Raw genomic sequence first — 24061 nt, 5'->3', positions numbered from 1 at the left:
AACAGAGATTACCAGTTTGTCAATAAGATAAAGGCGTTAAATAACGATAAAAAACCTCGGTTTTTAGCGCATAGAAAAATTCGAAACCGCAAATAATGAGACCGTCAATTTTTCGAGTTTGCTGACCCGGGAGTGAGTCTTGTTCCACTTTGCAAAAAACGCCGTCCACGATCAGTCACGAGGTGCGAGATGAGTGCGACTGCATCGACTGCAACCCAACCTAAACCTCTCGAGTGGCTTAATCGCCTACGCGCGAATCCCCGAATTCCATTAATTGTGGCGGGTTCCGCTGCCGTGGCGATCGTCGTTGCGATGGTGCTGTGGGCCAAAACGCCCGATTACCGCACGCTATTTAGCAATCTTTCCGATCAGGACGGCGGCGCGATCGTCGCGCAGTTGACCCAGATGAATATCCCCTATCGCTTTGCCAATGGCAGCGGCGCGATTGAAGTGCCAGCCGACAAAGTGCACGAACTGCGTCTACGTCTGGCACAGCAGGGGTTGCCCAAAGGGGGTGCGGTAGGCTTTGAACTGCTTGATCAGGAAAAATTCGGTATCAGTCAGTTCAGCGAGCAGGTGAATTATCAGCGCGCGCTGGAAGGTGAACTGGCCCGGACGATCGAGACGCTGGGTCCGGTAAAAAGCGCCCGCGTTCACCTGGCGATGCCAAAACCGTCTCTATTTGTGCGGGAACAAAAATCCCCTTCCGCCTCCGTCACCGTCACACTGGAACCGGGCCGGGCGCTGGATGAAGGACAAATTAGCGCCGTAGTACATCTGGTTTCCAGCGCTGTCGCCGGTTTGCCGCCAGGAAACGTTACTCTGGTCGATCAATCCGGTCATCTGCTTACGCAATCCAATACCAGCGGTCGCGACCTTAATGACGCACAATTAAAATTCGCTAATGATGTGGAAAGCCGTATCCAGCGCCGTATCGAAGCCATTCTGTCGCCTATCGTCGGTAACGGTAATGTTCACGCTCAGGTAACCGCCCAGTTGGATTTCGCCAATAAAGAACAGACGGAAGAGCACTACAGCCCGAACGGCGATGCGTCGAAGGCCACCCTGCGTTCACGTCAGTTGAATATTAGCGAACAGATAGGCGCGGGCTACCCCGGCGGCGTGCCTGGCGCGCTGTCGAACCAACCAGCGCCGCCGAACGAGGCGCCGATCGCCACGCCGCCGACCAATCAGCAAAACGCGCAGAATACGCCACAAACCAGCACCAGTACGAACAGTAACAGCACTGGTCCGCGCAATACGCAGCGTAATGAAACCAGCAACTACGAAGTGGACCGTACCATTCGTCACACCAAAATGAATGTGGGCGATATTGAGCGTCTCTCAGTGGCCGTCGTGGTGAATTACAAAACGCTGGCGGATGGCAAGCCGCTGCCGCTGACTGCCGATCAGATGAAACAGATCGAGGATTTAACCCGCGAAGCAATGGGCTTTTCCGATAAACGCGGCGATACGCTAAACGTGGTGAATTCACCGTTTACCGCAGTGGATGAAACCGGCGGCGAACTGCCCTTCTGGCAACAGCAATCCTTTATCGATCAACTGCTCGCGGCAGGTCGCTGGTTACTGGTGCTGTTGGTGGCCTGGATTCTGTGGCGCAAAGCGGTACGTCCGCAGTTGACGCGCCGCGTTGAAGAAACGAAAGCAGCGCAGGAACAGGCGCAGGTTCGTCAGGAAACCGAAGAAGCTGTGGAAGTACGCCTCAGCAAAGACGAGCAACTCCAGCAACGTCGGGCTAACCAGCGTCTTGGCGCCGAGGTGATGAGTCAGCGTATTCGCGAAATGTCAGACAACGATCCGCGCGTGGTGGCGCTGGTCATTCGCCAGTGGATGAGTAACGATCATGAGTAATCTTAGCGGTACCGATAAAAGCGTCATTTTGTTGATGACCATTGGCGAAGACCGGGCGGCAGAGGTGTTTAAACACCTCTCCACCCGCGAAGTACAGGCGCTAAGTACGGCGATGGCTAACGTGCGTCAGATCTCCAACAAACAACTGACGGACGTACTGTCAGAGTTTGAGCAGGAAGCGGAGCAGTTCGCCGCGCTGAATATCAATGCCAACGAATACCTACGCTCCGTACTGATAAAAGCGCTGGGCGAAGAGCGCGCCTCCAGCCTGCTGGAAGATATTCTGGAAACGCGCGATACCACCAGCGGTATCGAAACGCTCAACTTTATGGAACCGCAGAGCGCCGCCGACCTGATTCGCGACGAACACCCACAGATTATCGCCACCATTCTGGTCCACCTCAAACGCGGCCAGGCCGCCGATATTCTGGCGCTGTTTGACGAGCGTCTGCGTCATGATGTGATGCTGCGTATCGCGACGTTTGGCGGTGTACAGCCGGCGGCGCTGGCGGAGTTGACCGAAGTGCTGAATGGCCTGCTCGACGGTCAGAACCTGAAACGCAGCAAAATGGGCGGCGTAAGAACCGCGGCGGAAATTATCAACCTGATGAAAACGCAGCAGGAAGAAGCGGTTATTACCGCTGTGCGTGAATTCGACGGCGAACTGGCGCAGAAAATCATCGACGAGATGTTCCTGTTCGAAAATCTGGTGGATGTGGACGATCGCAGTATTCAGCGTCTGCTGCAGGAAGTGGATTCCGAGTCGCTACTGATCGCCCTGAAAGGTGCCGAACCGCCATTACGCGAGAAGTTCCTGCGCAATATGTCCCAGCGCGCCGCCGATATCCTGCGCGACGACCTTGCCAACCGTGGCCCGGTTCGTCTGTCTCAGGTGGAAAACGAGCAGAAAGCGATTCTGCTTATTGTGCGTCGTCTGGCGGAAACCGGCGAAATGGTGATTGGCAGCGGCGAGGATACCTATGTCTAATGAATTGCCGTGGCAAGTCTGGACCCCCGACGACCTCGCCCCGCCGCCAGAGACGTTTGTGCCGGTTGAAGCTGATAACGTTACCTTGACAGAAGATGCGCCAGAGCCCAAGCTCACTGCCGAACAACAGTTGGAGCAGGAACTGGCGCAGCTAAAAATACAGGCCCATGAACAAGGTTATAACGCCGGGCTGGCGGAGGGACGGCAAAAAGGACACGCACAGGGATATCAGGAAGGGTTAGCGCAGGGGCTGGAGCAAGGACAAGCCCAGGCGCAGACGCAGCAGGCGCCGATTCATGCCCGTATGCAGCAGTTAGTGAGCGAGTTTCAGAATACGCTTGACGCGCTCGATAGCGTCATCGCCTCACGGCTGATGCAAATGGCCCTGGAGGCCGCGCGTCAGGTCATCGGCCAAACGCCGGCAGTGGACAACTCAGCGCTGATTAAACAGATCCAACAACTATTGCAGCAAGAGCCGCTCTTTAGCGGCAAGCCGCAGTTGCGCGTGCATCCGGACGACTTACAGCGGGTGGAAGAGATGCTGGGCGCCACGCTCAGTCTTCATGGCTGGCGGTTGCGTGGCGATCCGACTCTGCATCACGGTGGGTGTAAAGTGTCTGCCGATGAGGGCGATCTGGACGCCAGTGTCGCCACTCGCTGGCAAGAGTTATGTCGCCTGGCGGCGCCGGGAGTGCTCTGATGACCACGCGTCTAACCCGCTGGCTTACCGCGCTCGACAACTTTGAAGCAAAAATAGCGTTATTGCCGGCGGTGCGTCGTTATGGACGTTTAACCCGCGCCACTGGACTGGTACTGGAAGCCACCGGTCTCCAGCTTCCGCTGGGAGCAACCTGCATTATTGAGCGCCAGGACGGCCCTGAAACCAAAGAGGTGGAATCGGAAGTGGTCGGTTTTAACGGCCAACGTCTGTTTTTAATGCCGCTGGAAGAAGTCGAAGGCATTCTGCCCGGCGCCCGCGTTTACGCCCGTAACGGGCATGGCGATGGTCTGCAAAGCGGCAAACAGTTACCGCTCGGCCCGGCCCTGCTTGGTCGGGTGCTGGATGGCGGCGGTAAACCGCTGGACGGACTGCCTGCGCCGGATACGATGGAGACTGGCGCGTTAATCACACCGCCGTTTAACCCGCTACAGCGAACGCCAATCGAACATGTGTTGGATACCGGCGTGCGCGCTATCAACGCGTTGTTAACCGTAGGGCGCGGTCAGCGTATGGGGCTATTTGCCGGTTCCGGCGTCGGTAAGTCGGTTCTGCTTGGCATGATGGCGCGCTACACGCGGGCGGACGTGATTGTCGTGGGACTTATCGGCGAACGTGGCCGCGAAGTCAAAGATTTCATCGAAAATATTCTCGGCCCCGACGGTCGCGCGCGCTCGGTGGTGATTGCCGCCCCGGCTGATGTCTCACCGCTGCTGCGAATGCAGGGCGCCGCCTATGCCACTCGCATCGCCGAAGACTTTCGCGATCGCGGACAGCATGTGTTGCTGATTATGGATTCGCTGACTCGCTATGCGATGGCGCAGCGTGAAATTGCGCTGGCGATCGGCGAACCGCCAGCCACCAAAGGTTATCCGCCCTCGGTGTTCGCAAAGCTGCCGGCGCTGGTCGAACGTGCCGGTAATGGCATCCACGGCGGCGGCTCTATCACCGCGTTTTATACCGTGTTGACCGAAGGGGATGACCAACAAGATCCCATTGCCGACTCGGCACGCGCAATTCTTGACGGGCACATTGTCTTGTCCCGCCGTCTGGCGGAGGCCGGACACTATCCGGCCATTGATATCGAGGCGTCAATCAGCCGGGCGATGACCGCGCTCATTACCGAGCAGCACTATGCGCGGGTACGGCTATTTAAACAGTTGCTTTCCAGTTTCCAGCGTAACCGCGATCTGGTCAGCGTCGGCGCCTATGCCAAAGGCAGCGATCCGATGCTCGATAAAGCCATTACCTTATGGCCGCAATTAGAAGCGTTTTTACAGCAAGGCATTTTTGAACGGGCCGACTGGGAGGACTCTCTCCAGGCGCTCGATTTAATTTTCCCGACGGTGTGATAAAGCAGGAGGGCGACGATCATGGCACAACATGGCGCTCTGGAAACACTCAAAGATCTGGCCGAAAAAGAGGTAGATAACGCGGCGCGTTTACTGGGAGAAATGCGTCGCGGCTGCCAACAGGCGGAAGAACAGCTCAAAATGCTGATCGATTATCAGAATGAGTATCGCAGTAATTTGAACACCGATATGGGCAATGGCATCGCCAGTAATCGCTGGATCAATTATCAGCAGTTTATTCAGACACTGGAAAAGGCGATAGAGCAGCATCGCCTCCAGCTTACGCAGTGGACGCAAAAAGTTGACATGGCGCTGAAGAGCTGGTGTGAAAAAAAGCAGCGTCTTCAGGCCTGGCAAACCTTACAGGACCGACAAACCGCGGCAGCGCTGTTAGCTGAAAACCGCATGGATCAGAAAAAGATGGATGAATTTGCTCAGCGTGCAGCAATGAGGAAACCCGAATGATCACCCTGCCCCAACTGATCACCACCGATACCGACATGACCGCGGGTCTGACGTCAGGAAAAGCCACCGGTTCAGCCGAGGACTTTCTGGCGCTACTGGCGGGCGCGTTAGGCGCAGACGGCGTACAGGGCAAAGACGCCCGCATCACGCTGACCGATTTACAGGCGGCAGGCGGCAAATTATCAAAAGGGTTACTGACCCAACATGGCGAACCGGGTCAGGCGGCGAAGCTTGCCGACCTGCTGGCGCAAAAAGCGAATGCGACGGATGAAACGCTTACGGATCTGACACAAGCGCAACATCTACTGTCTACGCTAACGCCATCGTTGAAAACCAGCGCTCTGGCCGCATTGAGTAAAACAGCGCAGCATGATGAGAAAACGCCAGCGCTGAGCGATGAGGATCTCGCCAGTCTGAGCGCCTTATTCGCCATGCTGCCCGGACAACCTGTCGCGACGCCTGTCGCCGGAGAAACGTCGGCTGAAAATCACATCGCCTTGCCGTCACTTTTACGCGGCGACATGCGATCGGCGCCGCAGGAAGAGACACATACGCTCTCTTTTAGCGAGCATGAAAAAGGGAAAACAGAGGCGTCGTTTGCGCGCATCAGCGACGATCGCGCCACGGGTCAATCACTGACGCCGCTGGTTGCTGCCGCCGCCGCGACCAGCGCGAAAGTGGATGTTGATAGCCCACCCGCGCCAGTAACGCATGGCGCGGCAATGCCGACTCTCAGCAGCGCCACGGCGCAACCGCAACCGCTACCTGTTGCCTCAGCCCCGGTTCTCAGCGCGCCGTTAGGCAGCCATGAATGGCAGCAAACGTTCAGTCAGCAGGTCATGTTATTTACACGTCAGGGACAGCAAAGCGCGCAGCTTCGATTACATCCGGAAGAGTTAGGTCAGGTGCATATTTCGCTCAAGCTGGATGACAATCAGGCGCAGCTCCAGATGGTATCGCCGCACAGCCATGTCCGCGCCGCGCTGGAAGCCGCGCTGCCCATGTTGCGGACCCAGTTAGCGGAAAGCGGCATTCAGTTGGGACAAAGCAGCATCAGTAGCGAAAGCTTTGCCGGACAGCAGCAGTCTTCATCGCAGCAGCAACAGCCTGCCCGCGCCCAACATGCGGACGCGTTTGGCGCTGAAGATGACATAGCGTTAGCGGCGCCGGCCTCGCTTCAGGCCGCCGCACGCGGCAATGGCGCAGTGGATATCTTCGCCTAACGCCAGAGGTAGCATGATTATCCGCGTCTTTTCCACGCTTTGTCGTGGACAGGACACGGGATAATCAGCCAATAAGCAGTACCGAAACAGGAAGCCCGTATCAGATGACTGACTCCGCGATTAACAAAAAGAGCAAACGCTCGATTTGGATACCTTTGCTGGTGTTGATTACCCTCGCCGCCTGCGCAACCGCAGGTTATAGCTACTGGCGTATGCAGCAACAACCGACCCCGAACGCTAAAGCGGAACCGGCTCCGCCGCCTGCGCCGGTATTTTTTGCGCTGGATACGTTTACCGTCAATCTGGGCGATGCGGATCGTGTGTTGTATATCGGCGTAACCCTGCGTCTGAAAGACGAAGCGACCCGCGCGCGATTAAATGAATATCTGCCGGAAGTGCGCAGCCGTCTGCTGTTGCTGTTTTCCCGTCAGAATGCCGCCGAGCTCTCAACGGAAGCAGGCAAACAAAAACTGATTGCCGCCATTAAAGAGACGCTGGCCGCGCCGCTCGTTGCCGGACAACCAAGACAGGTCGTCACCGACGTGCTTTATACAGCTTTTATTCTGCGGTAACGATATGGGCGATAGTATTCTTTCTCAGGCTGAAATCGATGCGCTGTTGAACGGCGACAGCGACACTAAAGACGAACCCACTCCCGGTATCGCAAGCGATAGCGATATTCGCCCTTACGATCCCAATACCCAGCGTCGCGTCGTGCGTGAACGCTTGCAGGCGCTGGAGATCATTAACGAACGTTTCGCACGCCAGTTCCGGATGGGATTATTTAACCTGCTGCGCCGCAGCCCGGATATTACCGTGGGCGCTATACGTATTCAGCCGTATCACGAATTTGCGCGTAATCTGCCGGTACCGACCAACCTGAACCTTATCCACCTGAAGCCGCTACGCGGCACCGGGCTGGTGGTGTTCTCGCCGAGTCTGGTGTTTATTGCCGTCGATAACCTGTTCGGCGGCGACGGTCGTTTCCCGACCAAAGTCGAGGGCCGCGAGTTTACCCATACGGAACAGCGCGTCATCAACCGTATGCTGAAACTGGCGCTGGAAGGCTATAGCGATGCTTGGAAAGCCATTAATCCGCTGGAAGTGGAGTATGTTCGTTCCGAAATGCAGGTGAAATTTACCAATATCACCACCTCGCCGAACGATATCGTCGTTAATACGCCGTTTCATGTGGAAATCGGCAATCTGACCGGTGAATTTAACATCTGTCTGCCATTTAGCATGATCGAGCCGCTGCGTGAGCTGCTGGTGAACCCGCCGCTGGAAAACTCGCGCCATGAAGATCAGAACTGGCGTGATAACCTGGTACGCCAGGTTCAGCACTCCGAACTGGAGCTGGTGGCGAATTTTGCCGACATTCCGTTGCGTCTTTCCCAGATTTTGAAGCTGAAACCCGGCGATGTACTGCCGATTGAAAAACCCGACCGCATTATTGCTCATGTGGACGGCGTGCCGGTACTCACCAGCCAATATGGCACCGTAAACGGACAGTATGCGCTACGCGTAGAACATTTGATCAACCCAATTTTGAATTCGCTGAATGAGGAACAGCCCAAATGAGTGACATGAATAATCCGTCCGATGAGAATACTGGCGCATTGGATGATCTGTGGGCTGACGCGTTAAACGAGCAAAAAGCGACCACCAATAAAAGCGCCGCCGACGCGGTTTTCCAACAACTTGGCGGCGGCGATGTCAGCGGCGCCATGCAGGATATCGACCTGATTATGGATATCCCGGTAAAACTGACCGTAGAGCTGGGCCGCACGCGAATGACCATTAAAGAACTGCTGCGCCTGACGCAGGGGTCGGTCGTCGCGCTGGACGGACTGGCGGGCGAGCCGCTGGATATCCTGATTAACGGCTACCTGATTGCCCAGGGTGAAGTGGTCGTCGTGGCGGATAAATACGGTGTACGTATCACCGATATTATTACGCCATCCGAGCGTATGCGTCGTTTGAGTCGTTAATGATGAAGACACAGGCCACGGTTTCTCAGCCCGCCGCGTCAACCGGATCGCCGCTAATTCAAGTGAGCGGCGCATTAATTGGCATTATAGCGCTCATTCTGGCGGCGGCCTGGGTGATTAAGCGTATGGGATTCGCCCCAAAAGGAAATAGCGTGCGTGGACTCAAGGTATCAGCCAGCGCCTCGCTCGGCCCGCGAGAACGCGTGGTGATTGTTGAGGTCGAAAATGCACGTCTGGTACTGGGCGTAACCGCCTCGCAGATTAACCTGCTGCACACTCTTCCTCCCGCGGAGAGCGACACGGAAGCGCCTGTGGCCCCACCGGCAGATTTCCAGAACATGATGAAGAGCTTACTCAAGCGTTCCGGGAGATCCTGATGCGCCGCTTGTTATTCCTTTCGCTGGCGGGCCTGTGGCTTTTTAGTCCCGCCGCCGCTGCGCAACTGCCGGGGCTTATCAGCCAACCATTAGCGGGCGGAGGCCAAAGCTGGTCATTATCCGTCCAGACTCTGGTCTTCATCACCTCGCTGACGTTCCTGCCAGCGATTTTACTGATGATGACCAGTTTCACCCGCATCATCATTGTTTTTGGCTTGTTGCGTAACGCGCTGGGCACGCCCTCGGCGCCGCCAAATCAGGTACTACTCGGACTGGCGTTGTTTTTGACCTTTTTTATTATGTCGCCCGTCATTGACAAGATTTACGTGGACGCTTACCAGCCGTTTAGCGAGCAGAAAATTTCTATGCAGGAAGCGCTGGATAAAGGCGCGCAACCGTTACGCGCGTTCATGCTGCGCCAAACCCGCGAAGCCGATCTGGCGCTGTTTGCCCGTCTGGCCAATAGCGGCCCGTTACAGGGACCGGAAGCAGTACCGATGCGTATTCTCCTGCCCGCCTATGTCACCAGCGAATTAAAGACGGCGTTTCAGATCGGTTTTACGATTTTCATCCCTTTTTTGATTATCGACCTGGTGATCGCCAGCGTACTGATGGCGTTAGGGATGATGATGGTACCGCCAGCGACAATCGCCCTGCCGTTTAAGCTGATGCTGTTTGTACTGGTCGATGGTTGGCAATTGCTTGTGGGGTCGCTGGCCCAAAGCTTTTACAGTTAGAGGCGCAAAATGACTCCAGAATCCGTCATGATGATGGGCACCGAGGCGATGAAAGTCGCCCTCGCCCTGGCTGCGCCGCTGTTACTCGTCGCGCTGATTACCGGCCTCATTATCAGTATCTTGCAGGCCGCCACTCAGATTAATGAAATGACGCTGTCGTTTATCCCTAAAATCGTCGCCGTATTTATCGCAATTATCGTTGCCGGCCCGTGGATGCTCAACCTGCTGCTGGATTACGTACGCACTCTGTTCAGCAATTTACCTTATATCATCGGATAAACAGAACGATGATACAGGTCACAAGCGAGCAATGGCTATACTGGATGAATCTTTATTTCTGGCCTTTGCTGCGCGTGCTGGCGCTGATTTCAACCGCGCCGATTCTCAGCGAGCGCGCTATTCCCAAGCGTGTAAAGCTGGGACTGGGAGTGATGATTACCCTCGTTATCGCGCCGTCGTTACCGACAAACGATACGCCGCTTTTTTCTATTGCCGCCTTATGGCTGGCAATGCAACAAATTCTGATCGGTATTGCGCTGGGATTTACCATGCAGTTCGCCTTTGCGGCGGTTCGTACCGCGGGTGAATTTATCGGTCTGCAAATGGGGCTTTCCTTTGCCACCTTCGTCGACCCGGGCAGCCACCTTAATATGCCGGTCCTGGCGCGTATTATGGATATGCTCGCCATGCTACTGTTTCTCACCTTTAATGGTCATTTGTGGCTTATTTCGCTGCTGGTCGATACCTTCCACACCCTGCCCATCGGTAGCAACCCGGTGAACAGTAATGCGTTTATGGCGCTCGCCAGGGCCGGAGGACTCATTTTCTTAAACGGACTGATGCTGGCATTGCCGGTCATTACCCTCCTGCTTACGCTCAATCTGGCGCTGGGGCTATTAAACCGCATGGCACCACAGCTTTCTATATTCGTTATCGGTTTCCCGCTGACGCTCACCGTCGGCATTATGCTGATGGCCGCGCTAATGCCATTAATTGCACCGTTTTGCGAACATTTATTCAGCGAAATTTTCAATTTGCTTGCTGATATTGTTAGCGAGATGCCGATAAATAATAACCCATAATCTTTATCATGTTTTACTAAGGTTTATCCGAAAATAAATTTTAAAAAACATTCACCAGGATATATCTGTTGCCACTTATTTGTTTTTACTTCACTCACATAACACAATATTCACTTTACTTTAAGATGATTCCTGGCAAATTATATGCAACTTTACGGGATAGTAAGTTCGCCTGAAAAACGGCGTAAGCGTTATCTAAGGTGACTATTCGTGTTCCGTCTGATTATGGTGAGTTATTCAGGTAAGGGGAATTATCGTTACGCATTGAGTGAGGGTATGCCATGTCAACGATTATTATGGATTTATGCAGTTACACCCGGCTAGGGTTAAGCGGGTATCTGGTCAGCAGAGGGGTGAAAAAAAGGGAAATCAACGACATCGAAACCGTTGACGAACTCGCTATCGCTTGTAGCGCGCATCAGCCTTCGGTGGTGTTTATTAATGAGGACTGTTTTATTCATACGCCTTCAGACAGTCAACAAATAAAGCAAATCATTAATCAACATCCTGACACGTTATTTATTGTTTTTATGGCAATTGCTAATGTACATTTTGATGAATATTTATTAGTAAGAAAAAACTTACTGATTAGCTCAAAATCGATTAAACCTGACTCGCTGGATACTATTCTTGGCGATATTCTGAAAAAAGAGTCTGGTATTTCAGGAACCATAAATTTACCAACGTTATCGTTAAGTCGAACTGAATCCAGCATGCTGCGAATGTGGATGGAAGGTCAGGGAACCATTCAGATTTCTGACAGAATGAATATTAAAGCCAAGACAGTGTCCTCCCATAAGGGGAATATTAAACGAAAGATAAAAACGCATAATAAACAAGTGATCTATCACGTAGTACGACTGACAGATAACGTCACTAACGGCATTTTTGTTAACATGCGCTGAGACATCCGGACTGGCAATGCACCTCCAGTCCGGCTCAATTAGTCCTGATCCGCCTTCTCGACAAAAATGCCGTCCTGATGACCTGACTCATTGAAGAACCAGATGCCGAGCGGGTAATCTTCCAGCGAAACCAGATACATTGTGCCTTCACTAAATTCTTCCACTGCCAGTACCACGCCCGGTCGGCGGGGACCGCCGTCCGTTTTAACGGTTACCCGATCATTCACCTTCATCATTTTCCTCCTGTTACTTTGTGCCAGTGTAGAACAATTTTCCGCGTCTGACAGCGCCTTGCTGACGTGTTTGCTGGTTTTCTCAACGGGCTATACTTAGGCTGTCAGGAACCAGCGAGGTAGTGAAGATGAAAACGGCAAAAGAGTACAGCGATACGGCCAAGCGCGAAGTCAGCGTCGACGTAGATGCGCTACTGGCGGCAATAAATGAAATCAGCGAAAGCGAGGTTCACCGTAGCCAGGAAGATCCTGAGCGAGTGAGCGTAGACGGACGGGAATATCATACATGGCATGAATTAGCTGAAGCATTCGAGCTGGATATTCATGATTTTAGTGTAACGGAAATAAACCGTTAAAAATGGCCGAAAAAAATCCCGGCCTACGGGTCGGGATCAAACTTGCTTATGCAAGAAGCACTTGAAAATTCGTTACACCAGGAAATCTGATGTGAGATTTACCTTATCTGCAATTTTTTTGCATGACAAGTAAATATTTTTTACATGAATGATTAAGCCTGCTAATGGTTCGGTAGCAAAAGTGTGACAACGCATGCGCTGTCTGGAAGCGACGGGATCGGTTCCAGTTAGCGTTCTACTTCTTTCGGATGTGCTTTAGGATTTTTCCTGGAAATAAGCCCGCCGTTGCAATGGAAAATGAGGAAAAAATGCTCTCAATCCATGACCCCTTGCTGATTTTTACCGATCTGGACGGCACGTTGCTGAACAGCCACACCTTTGAGTGGCAGCCCGCAGCCCCCTGGCTTACGCGCCTGCATGAAAGCGGCGTACCCGTGATCCTCTGTAGCAGTAAAACCGCGGCTGAAATGCTCCAGCTCCAGACGACGTTAAATCTACAGGGACTGCCGCTGATTGCGGAAAACGGTGCGGTGATCCAACTGGACGCTCATTGGGAAGACCATCCCAACTATCCCCGCCTGATAGCCGGTATTTCTCACAACGAAATCCGCCTCGTCCTGCATAAGTTGCGTGAAAAGGAACAGTTTAAGTTCACCACTTTTGATGACGTTGACGATCAGGTAATAAGTGAATGGACGGGCCTGAATCGGGCACAGTCTGCCCTAACCCGTCTGCATGAAACTTCGGTGTCGCTGATCTGGCGCGATAGCGATGAACGCATGGCGCAGTTTGTCGCCCGTTTAAATGAACTGGGGCTGCAATTTGTCCATGGCGCCCGTTTCTGGCATGTGCTGGACGCCTCCGCCGGTAAAGATCAGGCCGCCAACTGGCTGATTGAAGCATATCGTCGCCAGTGGCACGCGCGTCCTCTGACGTTGGGACTGGGAGACGGTCCCAATGATGCGCCCTTACTGGATGTGATGGATTATGCGGTTATCGTTAAAGGGCTAAACCGGGAGGGCGTACATTTGCGTAACGACGATCCTCAGCGCGTCTACCGTAGCCAGAATGAAGGACCGAATGGCTGGCGCGAAGGAATGGACTATTTCTTTTCCCGCTCCTGAGTCGCGTCGCTGGCGCAAATACGGTTACGTCCGGACTGTTTGGCGTAATAAAGCCGTTTGTCGGCCAGCGACTGCAACTGTTCAAAGTCATAGTCGCCGTATTCCTCCGCGCTGCTGATCCCCATTGACGCGCTGATACGAAGCGTCGTGCTTTTCGTCACCAGAATCTCTTTGTCATTAATGCGCTGGCGTATGCGTTCGGCAATCTGCAGCGCCTGCGCTTTCGTCGCGCCGGGCAGCACGATACAAAACTCTTCGCCCCCTACCCGTCCGGCGATGTCGTGCGATCGAATGGTGCTGCCAATGAGCCCAGCGGCATGGGACAACACGCGATCGCCGGCCTGATGGCCAAAGCGATCGTTAACGCTTTTAAAATAATCTAAATCCAGCTGTACCACAGAAAAAGGCTGGCGGGATTCCCGGTAACGCTTTGCCAGCCTGGACGCTTTTTCAAACAGCGCGCCACGGTTATAGAGCCGGGTCAGCGGATCGTGCCATGCCTGCCATTGCAGCGAATTTTGCAGAACAAACATGTTTTTGACCATATGTCGAATAACGCCCCAGGAGATCAACAGCATCGCCGTAAAAAGTACCCATAACAGCGTCAGCGCGATACTAATACTGCCAAAATTCCCTTGTATGCCTTCACGAAATGTATGCACGCGCAGCAGGACGCCATCAAAATGATCCAGCCGCTCCCAGCTTACATAATGCGTTCCTAAACGCAGCCCGCCGAGGGTATCTTTTTCTATTTCACGCGCCAGTAAGGCGCGTTCACGGTCATTTAACGTATTAGCGGTTTGTTGTTCCGGCGTGGAGTCTGCCAGCAAACGGAGATGGTTATCGTATAGCTGATACTCTCCTTCGATATCCTTTTCAGCCGCATCGCGCAGGAATCGCTGGAATGACGCGACGGGAATATCCATTGCCAGTACGCCATACCAGTAATTATCGTGATCCAGCGGCACACTGGCTGTCACTTTTTGCTGCTCAACAGCAATATAGGGCTGTGAGGAGGTAAACCACTGCACGCCGCGCTGTGGGTTACGCCGTTGACTTTGCTCAATAAACCAGGGCTGGGTCACGTACTGATAGTAACGTGATACGATATCGCTACCGTATGCCGTAGGGAGGGTTGAGAGATAAAACCCTGAGCGAGAAACATACATCGTCTCCAGCGTCAGCATGGCGGATGAGCGCGCCAGACGCGCCAGATACCCCAGCTCCAGCGTGGCGGTTAATTCATTTGCCAGATCGCGATTATCCCGCGAAAGGAGCGTCGTCCGGGCGACAAACTGATCGGAAACGCCATATAGCGGCAATGTCCGCCGCTTATCCAGCTCCAGTTGCCAGAAATGCCGGGCGCGTCGTTGCTCAAACTGCGTTACCGCACTTTGCAATGCGGCAAAAGCCAGCGGCGCCACCAGCGCTTCATGCATACCGTTACGTAAAAAGATCAACCTATCCATGTTGAATTGCAGTTGGCGGTCAAGGGCATTCGCGACGCTCCCCAGATGATTGCGCTGACTGGCGACATAGGCGTCTTTCAGTATCATCACTTCCCGCCAGGTAAGTAGCGTCGAGAACAGCATCACGATCAGAAAGCAAGTGTTGACGACATGGCCGGGACCAAAACGCCGCGCCAGCTTTTTAAACCAGCCTTGATTTTCTAACAGTGTCTCGTGCGGCACCCTGGTAACTCCTGGTTATTTATACAACGCCCCTTGATGGCTTACGGTAGTCAGACATCACTAAGGGATACCGCTAAATCCTGGCATAACCTGATAGCAGCATGTCGCCGCGCGACGACTCTCTTTATCCACAACAAAACGCCCGGCGTTAACCGGGCGTTTTGTCATCGGGCTTCGTCCCGCACGCGCCTTTCCTTGCCTGGCACGAGCTCATTCTCATGGAATGCCTCCCGCTTTACGCCAAAACCGTCATACCAGCGGCACTCTACCATTCCGCTGGAATAACCGGTGACGATCATCCGGGGTCCCCCCTCTTTCACCGTAACTTCCTCACTGACAGAAAAGACCATACCTGCCTCCGGTATCAGATGAAACGTTTTCACCTTAGACGACAACGGGCAATTTTGCACAATTCATTGCAGAAAATCAGTGCGAAACACCGCGAATTTTCGCCACACCTTTCACCAGCGCCACCACAATGGCGCCGATAATAAAACCGAGCACCAGATTCAGCCCCCCGGGAAGCGTATGCGCCATGAAAGTACCCTGTTGCTGCGCAAGATGTTCAATGGCATGGTGTAACGGCGCAATACCGTGTACGACAATCCCGCCGCCGACTAAAAACATCGCCAGCGTACCGACAATGGATAACGCTTTCATTAACCAGGGCGCGATAATCAGTAATCCTTTACCGATGCCCTGCGCCAGTACACTACGCTTTTCCGCCAGCCAGTATCCCATATCATCCAGTTTTACGATAATCCCCACCAGGCCATACACGCCAATGGTTACGACCAACGCAATCCCTGCCAGTACCAGTACCTGATTAAGCAGCGGCGCCTGCGCGACAATCCCCAGGGTGATAGCCACAATTTCAGCAGAAAGAATAAAATCGGTACGTACCGCCCCTTTCACTTTATCTTTTTCAAAGGCCAAAGGATCTTGCGCAGCCAGCGCCTCAAGACGTTTTTGCCGCTCCGCCGGGTCTTCTTTGTGTTTTCGCGCTTCAAAGGTATGAAGGACTTTTTCTACCCCTTCAAAGCAGAGAAACGCGCCGCCTAACATTAATAAAGGCGTAATGGCCCACGGGATAAATGCGCTTATCAGCAGCGCCAGCGGCACCAGAATAACCTTGTTGATCAATGACCCTTTCGCCACGCTCCATACGACTGGCAGCTCTCGGTTGGCGCGAACGCCGGTCACCTGCTGCGCATTGAGCGACAGATCGTCCCCCAGTACGCCCGCGGTTTTCTTCGCGGCCAATTTGCCCATTACCGAAATATCGTCCAGCAACGTGGCAATATCGTCGAGCAATGTCAGTAAGCTACTTCCTGCCAAAATGATTCCCTCGGTTTTTTCTTCTAAAACGTTAAGTATGTAGCAAAACGCGCAATGCCGAAACCAGCGGCACGGGTCAACGCCTTTTTATTCAAAAAGGACAATTATAATGCTCGCCAGCATAATAATTTTGACGTTTACTATATTCACCCTTTTTATTTCACCGTGAGAGATTATGCGTTTCCGGCAGTTGTTACCTCTTTTTGGCGCGCTTTTTGCCTTGTACATCATTTGGGGGTCTACCTATTTTGTTATCCGAATAGGCGTTGAAAGCTGGCCGCCGCTGATGATGGCAGGCGTACGTTTCCTCTCAGCGGGTATTTTGCTTATGGCGTTTTTGCTGCTGCGCGGCGAAAAACTTCCGCCGCTGCGCCAGTCCATCAATGCTGCGCTGATTGGTTTATTATTGTTGGCGGTGGGTAATGGCCTGGTTACGGTGGCGGAGCATCAAAACGTGCCATCGGGCATTGCTGCAGTTGTGGTCGCCACCGTCCCGCTATTTACGCTGTGCTTTAGTTACTTTTTCGGTATTAAAACGCGCAAATTAGAATGGGTGGGGATTGCCATTGGGCTTGCCGGGATTATTCTGCTGAACAGTGGTGGCAATTTAAGCGGCAATCCGTGGGGCGCGATGTTGATCCTGATAGGCTCGATGAGCTGGGCGTTTGGTTCCGTTTACGGCTCGCGCATCGCCCTCCCCGTAGGCATGATGGCGGGCGCGATTGAAATGCTGGCGGCGGGCGTGGTCTTGCTTTGCGCGGCGTTTCTTTCCGGCGAGAAACTCACCACGCTGCCTGGCTTATCGGGTTTTATGGCCGTCGGCTACCTGGCGCTGTTCGGTTCTGTCATCGCCATTAATGCCTATATGTACCTGATTCGCAATGTCAGCCCGGCGCTGGCGACCAGCTATGCCTATGTGAATCCGGTTGTCGCCGTGTTGCTTGGCACCGGATTGGGCGGCGAGAGGCTCTCGCCCGTTGAATGGGCCGCGCTGGGCGTGATTGTGTTTGCCGTAGTGCTGGTGACGCTGGGTAAGTACCTGTTTTCCGCCAGGGCGGTGGTCACGCCGTGTAAAACGGAAAATTCACGCCAGTAGATGCATACCCTGGGTGTCGATCTGCGCGCTGGCACCGCCGCCGCAGATCCACTCTTCCAGGCGCTCCGCCAGCGCCGCGTCGCTCAATTTCGCCCGCCCGCGCAAGGCGCACTCCCAGACGATCAGTACCCGCCAGCCAAGCGCCTGTAAACGCTGAATATCGCGCTCGTCTCGCTCAACGTTCTTACCGATTTTTTCCAGCCAGAAAGCCGTTCGCGTGGCCGGTACTTTGAACAGATAACAGTGGTGATGATGCCAAAAACAGCCGTGAGTAAAAATCACACAATCATAGTCATTCACCACAAAATCCGGCTTGCCCGGTAATGTCGCGTCCTGAGTATGAAACGTAATCCCCTGCGCGGTTAACAGGCCGGCAAGACGTTTTTCAATGGCCGTATCGCGGGTCGCTATCGCGCGCATATTTTTACTGCGCGTGGCTTTATCGTGAACGTCCGCCATCTACCGCCTCTCTCTGACGCAGCGCCACCGCCTGGTGAATTTTGGCTTCCAGTAGCTTTGCTACCGCGGCAAATACCGGCACCACCACGGAATTGCCAAACTGGCGATAAGCCTGAGTATCCGAGACGGGTATCCTGAACTGGTACGTTTGCGGCGCCTCAAATCCCATTAAACGCGCGCACTCCCTCGGCGTGAGTCGGCGGGGACGATGTTGTTGATTACCGATATCGTCGAAATTCGCTTCGCCTTTCGCCATGTCCCAACCACGATCAATCAGGATTTCGGCGCCATCTTTGTAGTAACGTGCAGATAACGTGCGCGCCACACTTTCTGGATTGTCAGGATAAACCATGCCATAGCCAAAACCGTTTCCCCGCGCCTGGTGCTTTTTTGCGTAGCGATATAAATATTTCCACAGTACCGGCGTCAGGATATATTTGGCTTCGACGACGGGCTCCAGCAGCTCCGCCAGCGCCGGACGGCGCGGTGGATAACAGCGGGCGATATTGCGTAACGTAAAATCGGTTTTCAGGTTCAAATCGCGGCGGAATCCCACCAACACAATACGTTCCCGATGCTGAGGAAGAAAGTGCTGCCCGTCGATAATTTTCGGATCGTCCGGGCCATTGTCAGCGGCATCCGCCACGTCATATCCCAGTTCATTGAGCGTTTGCATAATAATGCGGAAGGTGTTGCCCTGGTCGTGACTTTTAAGGTTTTTCACGTTTTCCAGCACAAACAGCGCGGGGCGGCGGGCGTCGATAATTCTTACGACATCAAAAAATAACGTCCCCTGAGTCTCGCAGGCAAAGCCGTGGGCCCGGCCCAGCGCATTTTTCTTGGAGACGCCCGCCAGGGAAAATGGCTGGCAGGGAAAGCCTGCCAGCAGGACATCATGTTGCGGAATATGCTGGCGAATGTGTTCCGCCGCCTCCTCATCGCTGACCCCTTCCCGGTGGCTCAACGTGATATCGCGGATATCTTCATTAAAGCGATGTTGCAGCGGATCGCAAAAATAGTTCGCTTTATATGTCCGTACCGCGTGCTTATTCCATTCGCTGGTAAACACGCACTGTCCGCCTATCGCTTCAAATCCGCGGCGAATACCGCCGATGCCAGCGAAGAGATCGATAAAACGAAAGGCGTAATGCGGATGATGCGCTGGCGGCGTCGGCAACCCTGTTTTAAGACAGGCGAGTTCATTGTCGCTCAAACGATGCCATGCCGCGTTCATCATTACGCGCTTTAAGATGGCCGGGCTCCAGTGCTGTTCGCCCAGGCTGTTAAGGTGCGCCACCAGCGTTTTAACATCATAGATTTCCAGCAATTGACTCAGCATCGCCTGGATCTCGCTTCCGGCGTCGTCGGCGATGAGGTTCCGGGCGTGTGTTACTGAAATATTTTCCTGCATACATTTAACCGGCCAAAAATAATTGCCGACAGACTAACATAAAATGACGCGGTTTACGTTTCAGCGACAGGGGTTACTGATGCGTAGCAAACCTCTGGATGACCGCCTGGTCCTGCGTTTCATAGTCGCCTTTCAACTCAGCGCTCAATTTTGCCATGTACGACACCAGAAAATCCGCATTACGCTGCGCCAGGTACTTGCCCCGTTCGGTCTGCATCGTCAGCGGCAGTTTCAGCAGTTTGGTTTGAAAATGGTCGAGCGCGAATTGTTTATCGTTAAGAGGCCGTCTGTCAGCAAAGGGATCGTCGGCATCAAACAGCGCGACGCCCAGCGCGCCGGAGACCGCAAAGACCCGCGCCAGACCAATGGCGCCCAATGCCTCCAGTCTGTCTGCATCCTGCACGATTTTTGCCTCTGGCGTGGCGGGCGCAATGTTTGCGCTGAAACTATGCGCTTCGATAGCATGACAAATACCCACCAGTTTTTCTGCCGGAAAGTCAGGAAAATCCCGCAGAAAAATACGCCGGGTTTCTGCCGCCGCCAGAATGGAAGAGCGATGCCGCTGCGGATGATTTTTCGCCAGGCTGACAATGTCATGAAAATAACATGCCGCCAGAACCACCAGCCAGTCGACAGGACCGTTTTCCCCGAGCGTTTGCGCGGTTGCCCAAGCACGACGAAAATGGAAGATGTCATGGGCGGCATCCTGCTCCTGGTGGTGGTGACGTAGCCAGTCTTCAAACTGCGATTGCCAGTATCCTGAGTCCATACGCCCTCTCTTTATAGCAGACCATTTTTATTACATGCCTGAGCATGTGGTTCGCTATCCTGACATATCCGTCACCACTTTACATCCCTGCTTGCTTGCGCGTTTCTGGCTTAGTGTTGGAGGGATAAGCCAGTTTTTTGCGAGGCCGGGTGTACCAGGCAATACTCCCCAGAATAAGCCAGACGACGCCCAGCGAGAGCGCGTTAAGCCATTTTTCCGTTGCGCTGCCAGGCGCGCTGGTTGGGCCGAGAACCGGCTCGGTTTGTATGGCGGACATCAACCAGATGCAACGTGCCATCGCCCAGATGAAGTAGCCGCAAAAGGTATAAAAAACCCATAACGCTAATTTACCGCCCATGCTACGGGTGGCGTTGTCCTCCCTGGTACTCAAACTTTACTCCGCTTTTGTGATGTAAGTCATATGACATTAATTACATTATAATGTGATATCAGTCACATTTCGACCATGAAATACCTTCTCCGCCTGTTCTGGTTATTCATGCCACAAATAGTTTATTCTCAGACAATGTTGCGCCTGGCGCTGAACCTGCTGTTAAATAAGATAATGGTGATTGAATCGCATTCTGATGCAGAATAACCTATAACCAGAACAACTTATTTTTACCTATTGAGATAGTGTTTTATTTTATTGGTATTAAATGTCAAAATGATCCGGTTATTAGCCTTTTATTATTTATTTTTATTATTACCCATATTGCCGGCGCTTATGCCGGTTTTTTTTATGTCTTTTCATAATCAAAATATAAAATACATATAAAAAACAAATTATATTCGCAACAAAAATCCTCAAATAAAAATCAATAAATCATTGATAAAAATGATAATTATAATGTATATATTCATTACTATCTATATAGTTTACATTATAAAAAATCGAATAGAAATAATTTGAAATGTATTTGTTGCATGTTATTTTCTAAATTCGCGAACTTAATAGAATAGTATCAGATTATGATTTTATTGAGGTGGCTATACATTCATATAAATTATTATCACAAGGGAATACATAATGCACAGAAAAATTTTGACACTACTTGTCCCGACGTTATTAGTGGCAGGCGCAGAAAATGCGGCTGAAGTTTATAATAAAAATGGCAACAAGCTTGATCTGTACGGCAAAGTTGATGGTCTGCAAGTATCGCTAACAAAACCCAGAACGTTGTAGTAGTCGCACAGTATCAGTTCGATTTCGATCTGTGTCCGTCTGTCGCCTGTTTGCTGTCTAAGGGCAAAGATTTTTGGCGGTCAGAAAGTCCATCGTGGCCACTGGCGTTACACTGACAAAGATCTGGTTAAATATGTTGACGCCGGTATGACTTATTACTTCAACAAAAATATGTCCACCCTGGTTGATTATAAAATCAGCCTGCTGGATGAAGATAACGACTTCTACACGAAAAGCGGTATTGTAACCGATGATATCGTAGGTGTTGGTCTGGTCTACCCGTTCTAAAACGCTTTAGGTTATTCGAGTCCGCATTTATCGCGGGCTTATTATTATAATAGTGAGAATTGAATAACGGATAACAACGCAAAGATAGGCTGACCTGGTTTCATCCGATAGATGAAAACAACCTTAAGTTTTTTAGGCGCTGTATGAAAGAGAGAAGAATATCACTATAGATGCCAGCTTCCATAGATTATAATCATCCGGGTATAAAAAAAGCTCCTGTACGGAGCTAATGTGAATTATTTTCTAAAATCTAGCGGAACCTGTCCTGAGCGAATGTATAGCCCAACATTATCAAAAGTGATCATGGTTGACTTACAAAAAATACATTTCGCGCCGAACGGGTTTTGCTCAGTAACATCGAATGTCGATGTTCTGTATTGTGAACCATGACAACATGGACACCTGAAGTGAATTTTATTAGTGATATCAGTTGCCTTAAAGCGCCACAACGTTGACCGCTGATGGACCTTTTGGTCCCTGCTCTACTGAAAACTCAACTTCCTGATTTTCATTAAGAGTGCGGAAATCATTACTTTGGATTGCAGAAAAATGTACAAATACATCTTTGCTACCATCTTTAGGCGTAATGAAACCAAAGCCTTTTTCAGGGTTAAACCATTTTACTAAACCAGTGATTTTCGTCGTCATAATATTGTTACCTTTTGAATTAGCCCTTGGGCAGAATGGCCTGAAGAAAATTATCAGAGAGAAAAAAACCTAAAGGAGATCTCAAGAGGAACAAATAATGAGAAATATTACAATCACTACTTCAGATAAGTTTGTATCAAACCGCACAACCATTAACGCACGGTTAACTGAACATAGCAAGCTTTAGTTTTGTTAAAAAAATATTAATTGCTTTTTTGGCATTATCGCGCTGATTGCCATACGTTTTTTTAGCTATGTCCGCCGCTGCAGGTGAACCTGGCGTAAATAATCTTCATCAAATATCTATTAATAGCCAGCTACGTCTCACAACGCCTACCTACCCTGGTAATAAACGCGCCACTCTCCTGATATCGTAAACCGGAGACGTGCCACCATTGCGAAGCGAAGATTTCTTCAACACTGACACGTGCTGTTTTGAGGAAATCAGAAGATGATGATGGTAAGAAAGAGATCCAGCGCGTATACCAACACTATATACCAGGATATCAGGTGTGACATACCAAGTGTGACGAGGGTCGTTGAAAGCAGTTAAGCTAAGTGTTTGAATAGTGGCGGAGAGAGGGGGATTTGAACCCCCGGTAGAGTTGCCCCTACTCCGGTTTTCGAGACCGGTCCGTTCAGCCGCTCCGGCATCTCTCCGTATATTGCAATGATGCCAGGTAATTTGGCATTTTAACAGACCCTGTTTGGGTAATTTTGTTCAAGTGACGAGTTTACGAGCAAAACGATGATTAAATGGCCCTGGAAAGCACAAGAAATAACCCAGAACGCAGACTGGCCGTGGGATGATGCGCTGGCTATACCTCTTCTGGTAAACCTCACTGCGCAAGAACAGGCCCGGCTCATTGCGCTGGCCGAACGTTTTTTGCAGCAAAAAAGGCTGGTAGCGCTACAGGGATTTGAGCTCGACTCGTTGAAAAGCGCGCGTATTGCGTTAATTTTTTGCTTACCGATCCTGGAGCTCGGTATTGAGTGGCTTGATGGTTTCCATGAAGTACTCATTTATCCCGCCCCCTTTGTTGTAGATGATGAATGGGAAGATGACATAGGTCTGGTGCATAGTCAGCGCGTCGTACAGTCGGGGCAAAGCTGGCAACAAGGGCCAATCATTTTGAACTGGCTGGATATCAAGGACTCGTTCGATGCTTCGGGTTTCAACCTCATTATCCATGAAGTCGCGCACAAACTGGATATGCGCAATGGCGATCGCGCCAGCGGTATTCCTTTCATCCCGTTGCGGGACGTGGCCGGCTGGGAACACGATCTCCACGCTGCAATGAATAATATACAGGATGAAATCGATCTTGTTGGCGAAAGCGCTGCCAGTATAGATGCCTATGCCGCCACCGACCCAGCAGAATGTTTTGCCGTGTTGTCAGAGTATTTTTTCAGTGCGCCAGAACTGTTTGCTCCACGCTTTCCGTCGTTATGGCAGCGTTTTTGTCAGTTCTATCGCCAGGACCCTTCTCAGCGCTTACGGGTACACTCAACCGAGGGCGACTACGGGAAAGCATCAGAGCATTAATTCCTCATTTTGTAGGTTAATTAACCAATTGAATTACCGCGTTAATTTTACTATTGACACGGTATAGCTGGCCCAGTATTATGCGCCTCGTTGAAACGATTCCTCTGTAGTTCAGTCGGTAGAACGGCGGACTGTTAATCCGTATGTCACTGGTTCGAGTCCAGTCAGAGGAGCCAGATTTTAGTATTAAGACGCCTCAGTGAGTC

Annotated in this window: 28 protein-coding genes, 2 tRNA genes and 2 pseudogenes; 21 read left to right on the top strand and 11 right to left on the bottom strand. The window is 51.9% G+C overall.

All coding sequences use genetic code 11. The annotated features are described in order from the left end of the window. Window positions 1-189: 189 nt before the first annotated feature. The 14 genes from fliF to rcsA all read left to right on the top strand — a co-directional run bounded on the left by fliF (window position 190) and on the right by rcsA (window position 11710). A complete protein-coding gene (gene fliF, locus AC3G3F_RS03550) occupies window positions 190-1872 on the top strand; it encodes a flagellar basal-body MS-ring/collar protein FliF (RefSeq protein WP_488394455.1) in 1683 nt (560 codons plus the stop codon). After that, window positions 1865-2860 (top strand): flagellar motor switch protein FliG, encoded by a 996-nt coding sequence (fliG, locus tag AC3G3F_RS03545; RefSeq protein WP_023246847.1) that lies wholly within the window; start codon window positions 1865-1867, stop codon window positions 2858-2860. The genes fliF and fliG overlap by 8 nt, the downstream gene beginning before the upstream one ends. Continuing rightward, window positions 2853-3560: a flagellar assembly protein FliH gene (gene fliH, locus AC3G3F_RS03540; protein WP_488394453.1), complete on the top strand. Its 708-nt coding sequence runs from the start codon at window positions 2853-2855 to the stop codon at window positions 3558-3560. Before fliG ends, fliH begins: the two co-directional genes overlap by 8 nt. Further along, window positions 3560-4930 carry a flagellar protein export ATPase FliI gene (fliI, locus tag AC3G3F_RS03535; protein ID WP_023246845.1) on the top strand — a complete coding sequence of 457 codons (1371 nt, stop codon included), beginning with the start codon at window positions 3560-3562 and terminating at the stop codon, window positions 4928-4930. Before fliH ends, fliI begins: the two co-directional genes overlap by 1 nt. A 21-nt stretch (window positions 4931-4951) precedes the next feature. Continuing rightward, entirely contained in the window at window positions 4952-5395 is a 444-nt protein-coding gene (fliJ, locus tag AC3G3F_RS03530; protein WP_023246844.1) for a flagellar export protein FliJ, read from the top strand. Beyond that, entirely contained in the window at window positions 5392-6618 is a 1227-nt protein-coding gene (gene fliK / locus AC3G3F_RS03525; protein WP_088759818.1) for a flagellar hook length control protein FliK, read from the top strand. The genes fliJ and fliK overlap by 4 nt, the downstream gene beginning before the upstream one ends. A 104-nt stretch (window positions 6619-6722) precedes the next feature. Continuing rightward, the gene (gene fliL / locus AC3G3F_RS03520) at window positions 6723-7190 is read left to right on the top strand and encodes a flagellar basal body-associated protein FliL (RefSeq protein ID WP_023246842.1); all 468 of its coding nucleotides are present in this window, start codon (window positions 6723-6725) and stop codon (window positions 7188-7190) included. Between the two features lie 4 nt (window positions 7191-7194). Then, complete coding sequence (gene fliM / locus AC3G3F_RS03515; protein ID WP_000502811.1) at window positions 7195-8199, top strand: flagellar motor switch protein FliM; 1005 nt, start codon at window positions 7195-7197, stop codon at window positions 8197-8199. Continuing rightward, window positions 8196-8609 carry a flagellar motor switch protein FliN gene (gene fliN, locus AC3G3F_RS03510; protein ID WP_001282111.1) on the top strand — a complete coding sequence of 138 codons (414 nt, stop codon included), beginning with the start codon at window positions 8196-8198 and terminating at the stop codon, window positions 8607-8609. Before fliM ends, fliN begins: the two co-directional genes overlap by 4 nt. Next, entirely contained in the window at window positions 8609-8986 is a 378-nt protein-coding gene (gene fliO / locus AC3G3F_RS03505; protein WP_024149564.1) for a flagellar biosynthetic protein FliO, read from the top strand. Before fliN ends, fliO begins: the two co-directional genes overlap by 1 nt. Continuing rightward, a complete protein-coding gene (gene fliP / locus AC3G3F_RS03500; protein WP_001253411.1) occupies window positions 8986-9723 on the top strand; it encodes a flagellar type III secretion system pore protein FliP in 738 nt (245 codons plus the stop codon). Before fliO ends, fliP begins: the two co-directional genes overlap by 1 nt. Window positions 9724-9732: 9 nt before the next feature. After that, the gene (gene fliQ, locus AC3G3F_RS03495; protein WP_000187355.1) at window positions 9733-10002 is read left to right on the top strand and encodes a flagellar biosynthesis protein FliQ; all 270 of its coding nucleotides are present in this window, start codon (window positions 9733-9735) and stop codon (window positions 10000-10002) included. An 8-nt stretch (window positions 10003-10010) separates the two neighbouring features. Continuing rightward, complete coding sequence (gene fliR, locus AC3G3F_RS03490) at window positions 10011-10805, top strand: flagellar biosynthetic protein FliR (RefSeq protein WP_023246840.1); 795 nt, start codon at window positions 10011-10013, stop codon at window positions 10803-10805. A 281-nt stretch (window positions 10806-11086) separates the two neighbouring features. After that, on the top strand, window positions 11087-11710 hold the full coding sequence (gene rcsA, locus AC3G3F_RS03485; RefSeq protein WP_023246839.1) for a transcriptional regulator RcsA: 624 nt from the start codon (window positions 11087-11089) through the stop codon (window positions 11708-11710). A 38-nt stretch (window positions 11711-11748) separates the two neighbouring features. Here the strand turns inward: rcsA and dsrB are convergent, their stop codons facing one another. Continuing rightward, entirely contained in the window at window positions 11749-11943 is a 195-nt protein-coding gene (dsrB, locus tag AC3G3F_RS03480; protein WP_023246838.1) for a protein DsrB, read from the bottom strand. Between the two features lie 128 nt (window positions 11944-12071). On the opposite strand from dsrB, the gene yodD reads away from it, so the two are divergent. Then, a complete protein-coding gene (gene yodD, locus AC3G3F_RS03475) occupies window positions 12072-12299 on the top strand; it encodes a YodD family peroxide/acid resistance protein (RefSeq protein WP_023246837.1) in 228 nt (75 codons plus the stop codon). Between the two features lie 308 nt (window positions 12300-12607). Continuing rightward, the gene (locus AC3G3F_RS03470) at window positions 12608-13423 is read left to right on the top strand and encodes a mannosyl-3-phosphoglycerate phosphatase-related protein (RefSeq protein WP_488394451.1); all 816 of its coding nucleotides are present in this window, start codon (window positions 12608-12610) and stop codon (window positions 13421-13423) included. Here AC3G3F_RS03470 and dgcQ read toward each other — a convergent pair. The 3 genes from dgcQ to AC3G3F_RS03455 all read right to left on the bottom strand — a co-directional run bounded on the left by dgcQ (window position 13402) and on the right by AC3G3F_RS03455 (window position 16458). After that, the gene (gene dgcQ, locus AC3G3F_RS03465; RefSeq protein WP_053508875.1) at window positions 13402-15114 is read right to left on the bottom strand and encodes a cellulose biosynthesis regulator diguanylate cyclase DgcQ; all 1713 of its coding nucleotides are present in this window, start codon (window positions 15112-15114) and stop codon (window positions 13402-13404) included. The two genes, AC3G3F_RS03470 and dgcQ, sit on opposite strands and share 22 nt — an antisense overlap. A 164-nt stretch (window positions 15115-15278) precedes the next feature. Beyond that, window positions 15279-15464 carry a YodC family protein gene (locus tag AC3G3F_RS03460; protein ID WP_000232161.1) on the bottom strand — a complete coding sequence of 62 codons (186 nt, stop codon included), beginning with the start codon at window positions 15462-15464 and terminating at the stop codon, window positions 15279-15281. 76 nt (window positions 15465-15540) lie between these two features. Next, the gene (locus AC3G3F_RS03455) at window positions 15541-16458 is read right to left on the bottom strand and encodes a DUF808 domain-containing protein (protein ID WP_088733885.1); all 918 of its coding nucleotides are present in this window, start codon (window positions 16456-16458) and stop codon (window positions 15541-15543) included. A gap of 169 nt (window positions 16459-16627) precedes the next feature. On the opposite strand from AC3G3F_RS03455, the gene yedA reads away from it, so the two are divergent. Next, window positions 16628-17548, top strand: a complete 921-nt coding sequence (yedA, locus tag AC3G3F_RS03450; RefSeq protein WP_023246834.1) for a drug/metabolite exporter YedA — start codon at window positions 16628-16630, stop codon at window positions 17546-17548. Here yedA and AC3G3F_RS03445 read toward each other — a convergent pair. The 4 genes from AC3G3F_RS03445 to drpB form a co-directional block, all read right to left on the bottom strand. After that, a complete protein-coding gene (locus AC3G3F_RS03445) occupies window positions 17537-18007 on the bottom strand; it encodes a very short patch repair endonuclease (protein ID WP_023246833.1) in 471 nt (156 codons plus the stop codon). The genes yedA and AC3G3F_RS03445 overlap by 12 nt on opposite strands. Then, window positions 17988-19418, bottom strand: a complete 1431-nt coding sequence (locus tag AC3G3F_RS03440) for a DNA cytosine methyltransferase (protein WP_023246832.1) — start codon at window positions 19416-19418, stop codon at window positions 17988-17990. The genes AC3G3F_RS03445 and AC3G3F_RS03440 overlap by 20 nt, the downstream gene beginning before the upstream one ends. Before the next feature lie 73 nt (window positions 19419-19491). Then, a complete protein-coding gene (locus tag AC3G3F_RS03435; RefSeq protein WP_488394449.1) occupies window positions 19492-20187 on the bottom strand; it encodes a phosphohydrolase in 696 nt (231 codons plus the stop codon). Between the two features lie 79 nt (window positions 20188-20266). After that, window positions 20267-20578: a cell division protein DrpB gene (gene drpB / locus AC3G3F_RS03430; RefSeq protein WP_023246830.1), complete on the bottom strand. Its 312-nt coding sequence runs from the start codon at window positions 20576-20578 to the stop codon at window positions 20267-20269. A gap of 639 nt (window positions 20579-21217) precedes the next feature. Between drpB and AC3G3F_RS03425 the strand changes: the two are divergent. Together AC3G3F_RS03425 and AC3G3F_RS03420 are read left to right on the top strand one after the other, a co-directional pair. Beyond that, a pseudogene (locus AC3G3F_RS03425) lies at window positions 21218-21340 on the top strand (porin); the annotation flags it as partial. Window positions 21341-21345: 5 nt separating this feature from the next. Then, a pseudogene (locus AC3G3F_RS03420) lies at window positions 21346-21661 on the top strand (porin); the annotation flags it as partial. A gap of 236 nt (window positions 21662-21897) precedes the next feature. Here the strand turns inward: AC3G3F_RS03420 and ymcF are convergent. The 3 genes from ymcF to AC3G3F_RS03405 all read right to left on the bottom strand — a co-directional run bounded on the left by ymcF (window position 21898) and on the right by AC3G3F_RS03405 (window position 22969). After that, window positions 21898-22086: a cold shock small protein YmcF gene (ymcF, locus tag AC3G3F_RS03415; RefSeq protein WP_024131163.1), complete on the bottom strand. Its 189-nt coding sequence runs from the start codon at window positions 22084-22086 to the stop codon at window positions 21898-21900. Window positions 22087-22096: 10 nt separating this feature from the next. Next, complete coding sequence (gene cspE / locus AC3G3F_RS03410; protein ID WP_023246484.1) at window positions 22097-22309, bottom strand: transcription antiterminator/RNA stability regulator CspE; 213 nt, start codon at window positions 22307-22309, stop codon at window positions 22097-22099. A 570-nt stretch (window positions 22310-22879) separates the two neighbouring features. After that, window positions 22880-22969, bottom strand: a tRNA-Ser gene (locus AC3G3F_RS03405). A gap of 88 nt (window positions 22970-23057) precedes the next feature. On the opposite strand from AC3G3F_RS03405, the gene mtfA reads away from it, so the two are divergent. Beyond that, window positions 23058-23855, top strand: coding sequence for a DgsA anti-repressor MtfA (gene mtfA / locus AC3G3F_RS03400; protein WP_023246485.1), 798 nt, complete (start codon window positions 23058-23060; stop codon window positions 23853-23855). Window positions 23856-23955: 100 nt separating this feature from the next. Next, a tRNA-Asn gene (locus AC3G3F_RS03395) sits at window positions 23956-24031 on the top strand. Window positions 24032-24061: the final 30 nt, after the last annotated feature.

Source organism: Salmonella sp. FC25216, assembly GCF_057751355.1.
Note: the sequence above shows the minus strand (reverse complement) of the source record. Positions and strands in the feature narration are given on the sequence as shown.

What these genes read in the sequence shown, in the direction of transcription:
- rcsA (WP_023246839.1), top strand. Translation starts at nt 11,087, where the DNA reads ATGTCAACGATTATTATGGATTTATGCAGTTACACCCGGCTAGGGTTA.
- fliP (WP_001253411.1), top strand. Translation starts at nt 8,986, where the DNA reads ATGCGCCGCTTGTTATTCCTTTCGCTGGCGGGCCTGTGGCTTTTTAGT.
- fliM (WP_000502811.1), top strand. Translation starts at nt 7,195, where the DNA reads ATGGGCGATAGTATTCTTTCTCAGGCTGAAATCGATGCGCTGTTGAAC.
- fliO (WP_024149564.1), top strand. Translation starts at nt 8,609, where the DNA reads ATGATGAAGACACAGGCCACGGTTTCTCAGCCCGCCGCGTCAACCGGA.
- mtfA (WP_023246485.1), top strand. Translation starts at nt 23,058, where the DNA reads ATGATTAAATGGCCCTGGAAAGCACAAGAAATAACCCAGAACGCAGAC.
- AC3G3F_RS03460 (WP_000232161.1), bottom strand. Translation starts at nt 15,464, where the DNA reads ATGGTCTTTTCTGTCAGTGAGGAAGTTACGGTGAAAGAGGGGGGACCC.
- cspE (WP_023246484.1), bottom strand. Translation starts at nt 22,309, where the DNA reads ATGACGACGAAAATCACTGGTTTAGTAAAATGGTTTAACCCTGAAAAA.
- fliQ (WP_000187355.1), top strand. Translation starts at nt 9,733, where the DNA reads ATGACTCCAGAATCCGTCATGATGATGGGCACCGAGGCGATGAAAGTC.
- dsrB (WP_023246838.1), bottom strand. Translation starts at nt 11,943, where the DNA reads ATGAAGGTGAATGATCGGGTAACCGTTAAAACGGACGGCGGTCCCCGC.
- yedA (WP_023246834.1), top strand. Translation starts at nt 16,628, where the DNA reads ATGCGTTTCCGGCAGTTGTTACCTCTTTTTGGCGCGCTTTTTGCCTTG.
- fliK (WP_088759818.1), top strand. Translation starts at nt 5,392, where the DNA reads ATGATCACCCTGCCCCAACTGATCACCACCGATACCGACATGACCGCG.
- fliN (WP_001282111.1), top strand. Translation starts at nt 8,196, where the DNA reads ATGAGTGACATGAATAATCCGTCCGATGAGAATACTGGCGCATTGGAT.
- fliR (WP_023246840.1), top strand. Translation starts at nt 10,011, where the DNA reads ATGATACAGGTCACAAGCGAGCAATGGCTATACTGGATGAATCTTTAT.
- yodD (WP_023246837.1), top strand. Translation starts at nt 12,072, where the DNA reads ATGAAAACGGCAAAAGAGTACAGCGATACGGCCAAGCGCGAAGTCAGC.
- AC3G3F_RS03440 (WP_023246832.1), bottom strand. Translation starts at nt 19,418, where the DNA reads ATGCAGGAAAATATTTCAGTAACACACGCCCGGAACCTCATCGCCGAC.
- fliF (WP_488394455.1), top strand. Translation starts at nt 190, where the DNA reads ATGAGTGCGACTGCATCGACTGCAACCCAACCTAAACCTCTCGAGTGG.
- AC3G3F_RS03435 (WP_488394449.1), bottom strand. Translation starts at nt 20,187, where the DNA reads ATGGACTCAGGATACTGGCAATCGCAGTTTGAAGACTGGCTACGTCAC.
- AC3G3F_RS03445 (WP_023246833.1), bottom strand. Translation starts at nt 18,007, where the DNA reads ATGGCGGACGTTCACGATAAAGCCACGCGCAGTAAAAATATGCGCGCG.
- fliG (WP_023246847.1), top strand. Translation starts at nt 1,865, where the DNA reads ATGAGTAATCTTAGCGGTACCGATAAAAGCGTCATTTTGTTGATGACC.
- fliI (WP_023246845.1), top strand. Translation starts at nt 3,560, where the DNA reads ATGACCACGCGTCTAACCCGCTGGCTTACCGCGCTCGACAACTTTGAA.
- fliJ (WP_023246844.1), top strand. Translation starts at nt 4,952, where the DNA reads ATGGCACAACATGGCGCTCTGGAAACACTCAAAGATCTGGCCGAAAAA.
- AC3G3F_RS03470 (WP_488394451.1), top strand. Translation starts at nt 12,608, where the DNA reads ATGCTCTCAATCCATGACCCCTTGCTGATTTTTACCGATCTGGACGGC.
- fliL (WP_023246842.1), top strand. Translation starts at nt 6,723, where the DNA reads ATGACTGACTCCGCGATTAACAAAAAGAGCAAACGCTCGATTTGGATA.
- fliH (WP_488394453.1), top strand. Translation starts at nt 2,853, where the DNA reads ATGTCTAATGAATTGCCGTGGCAAGTCTGGACCCCCGACGACCTCGCC.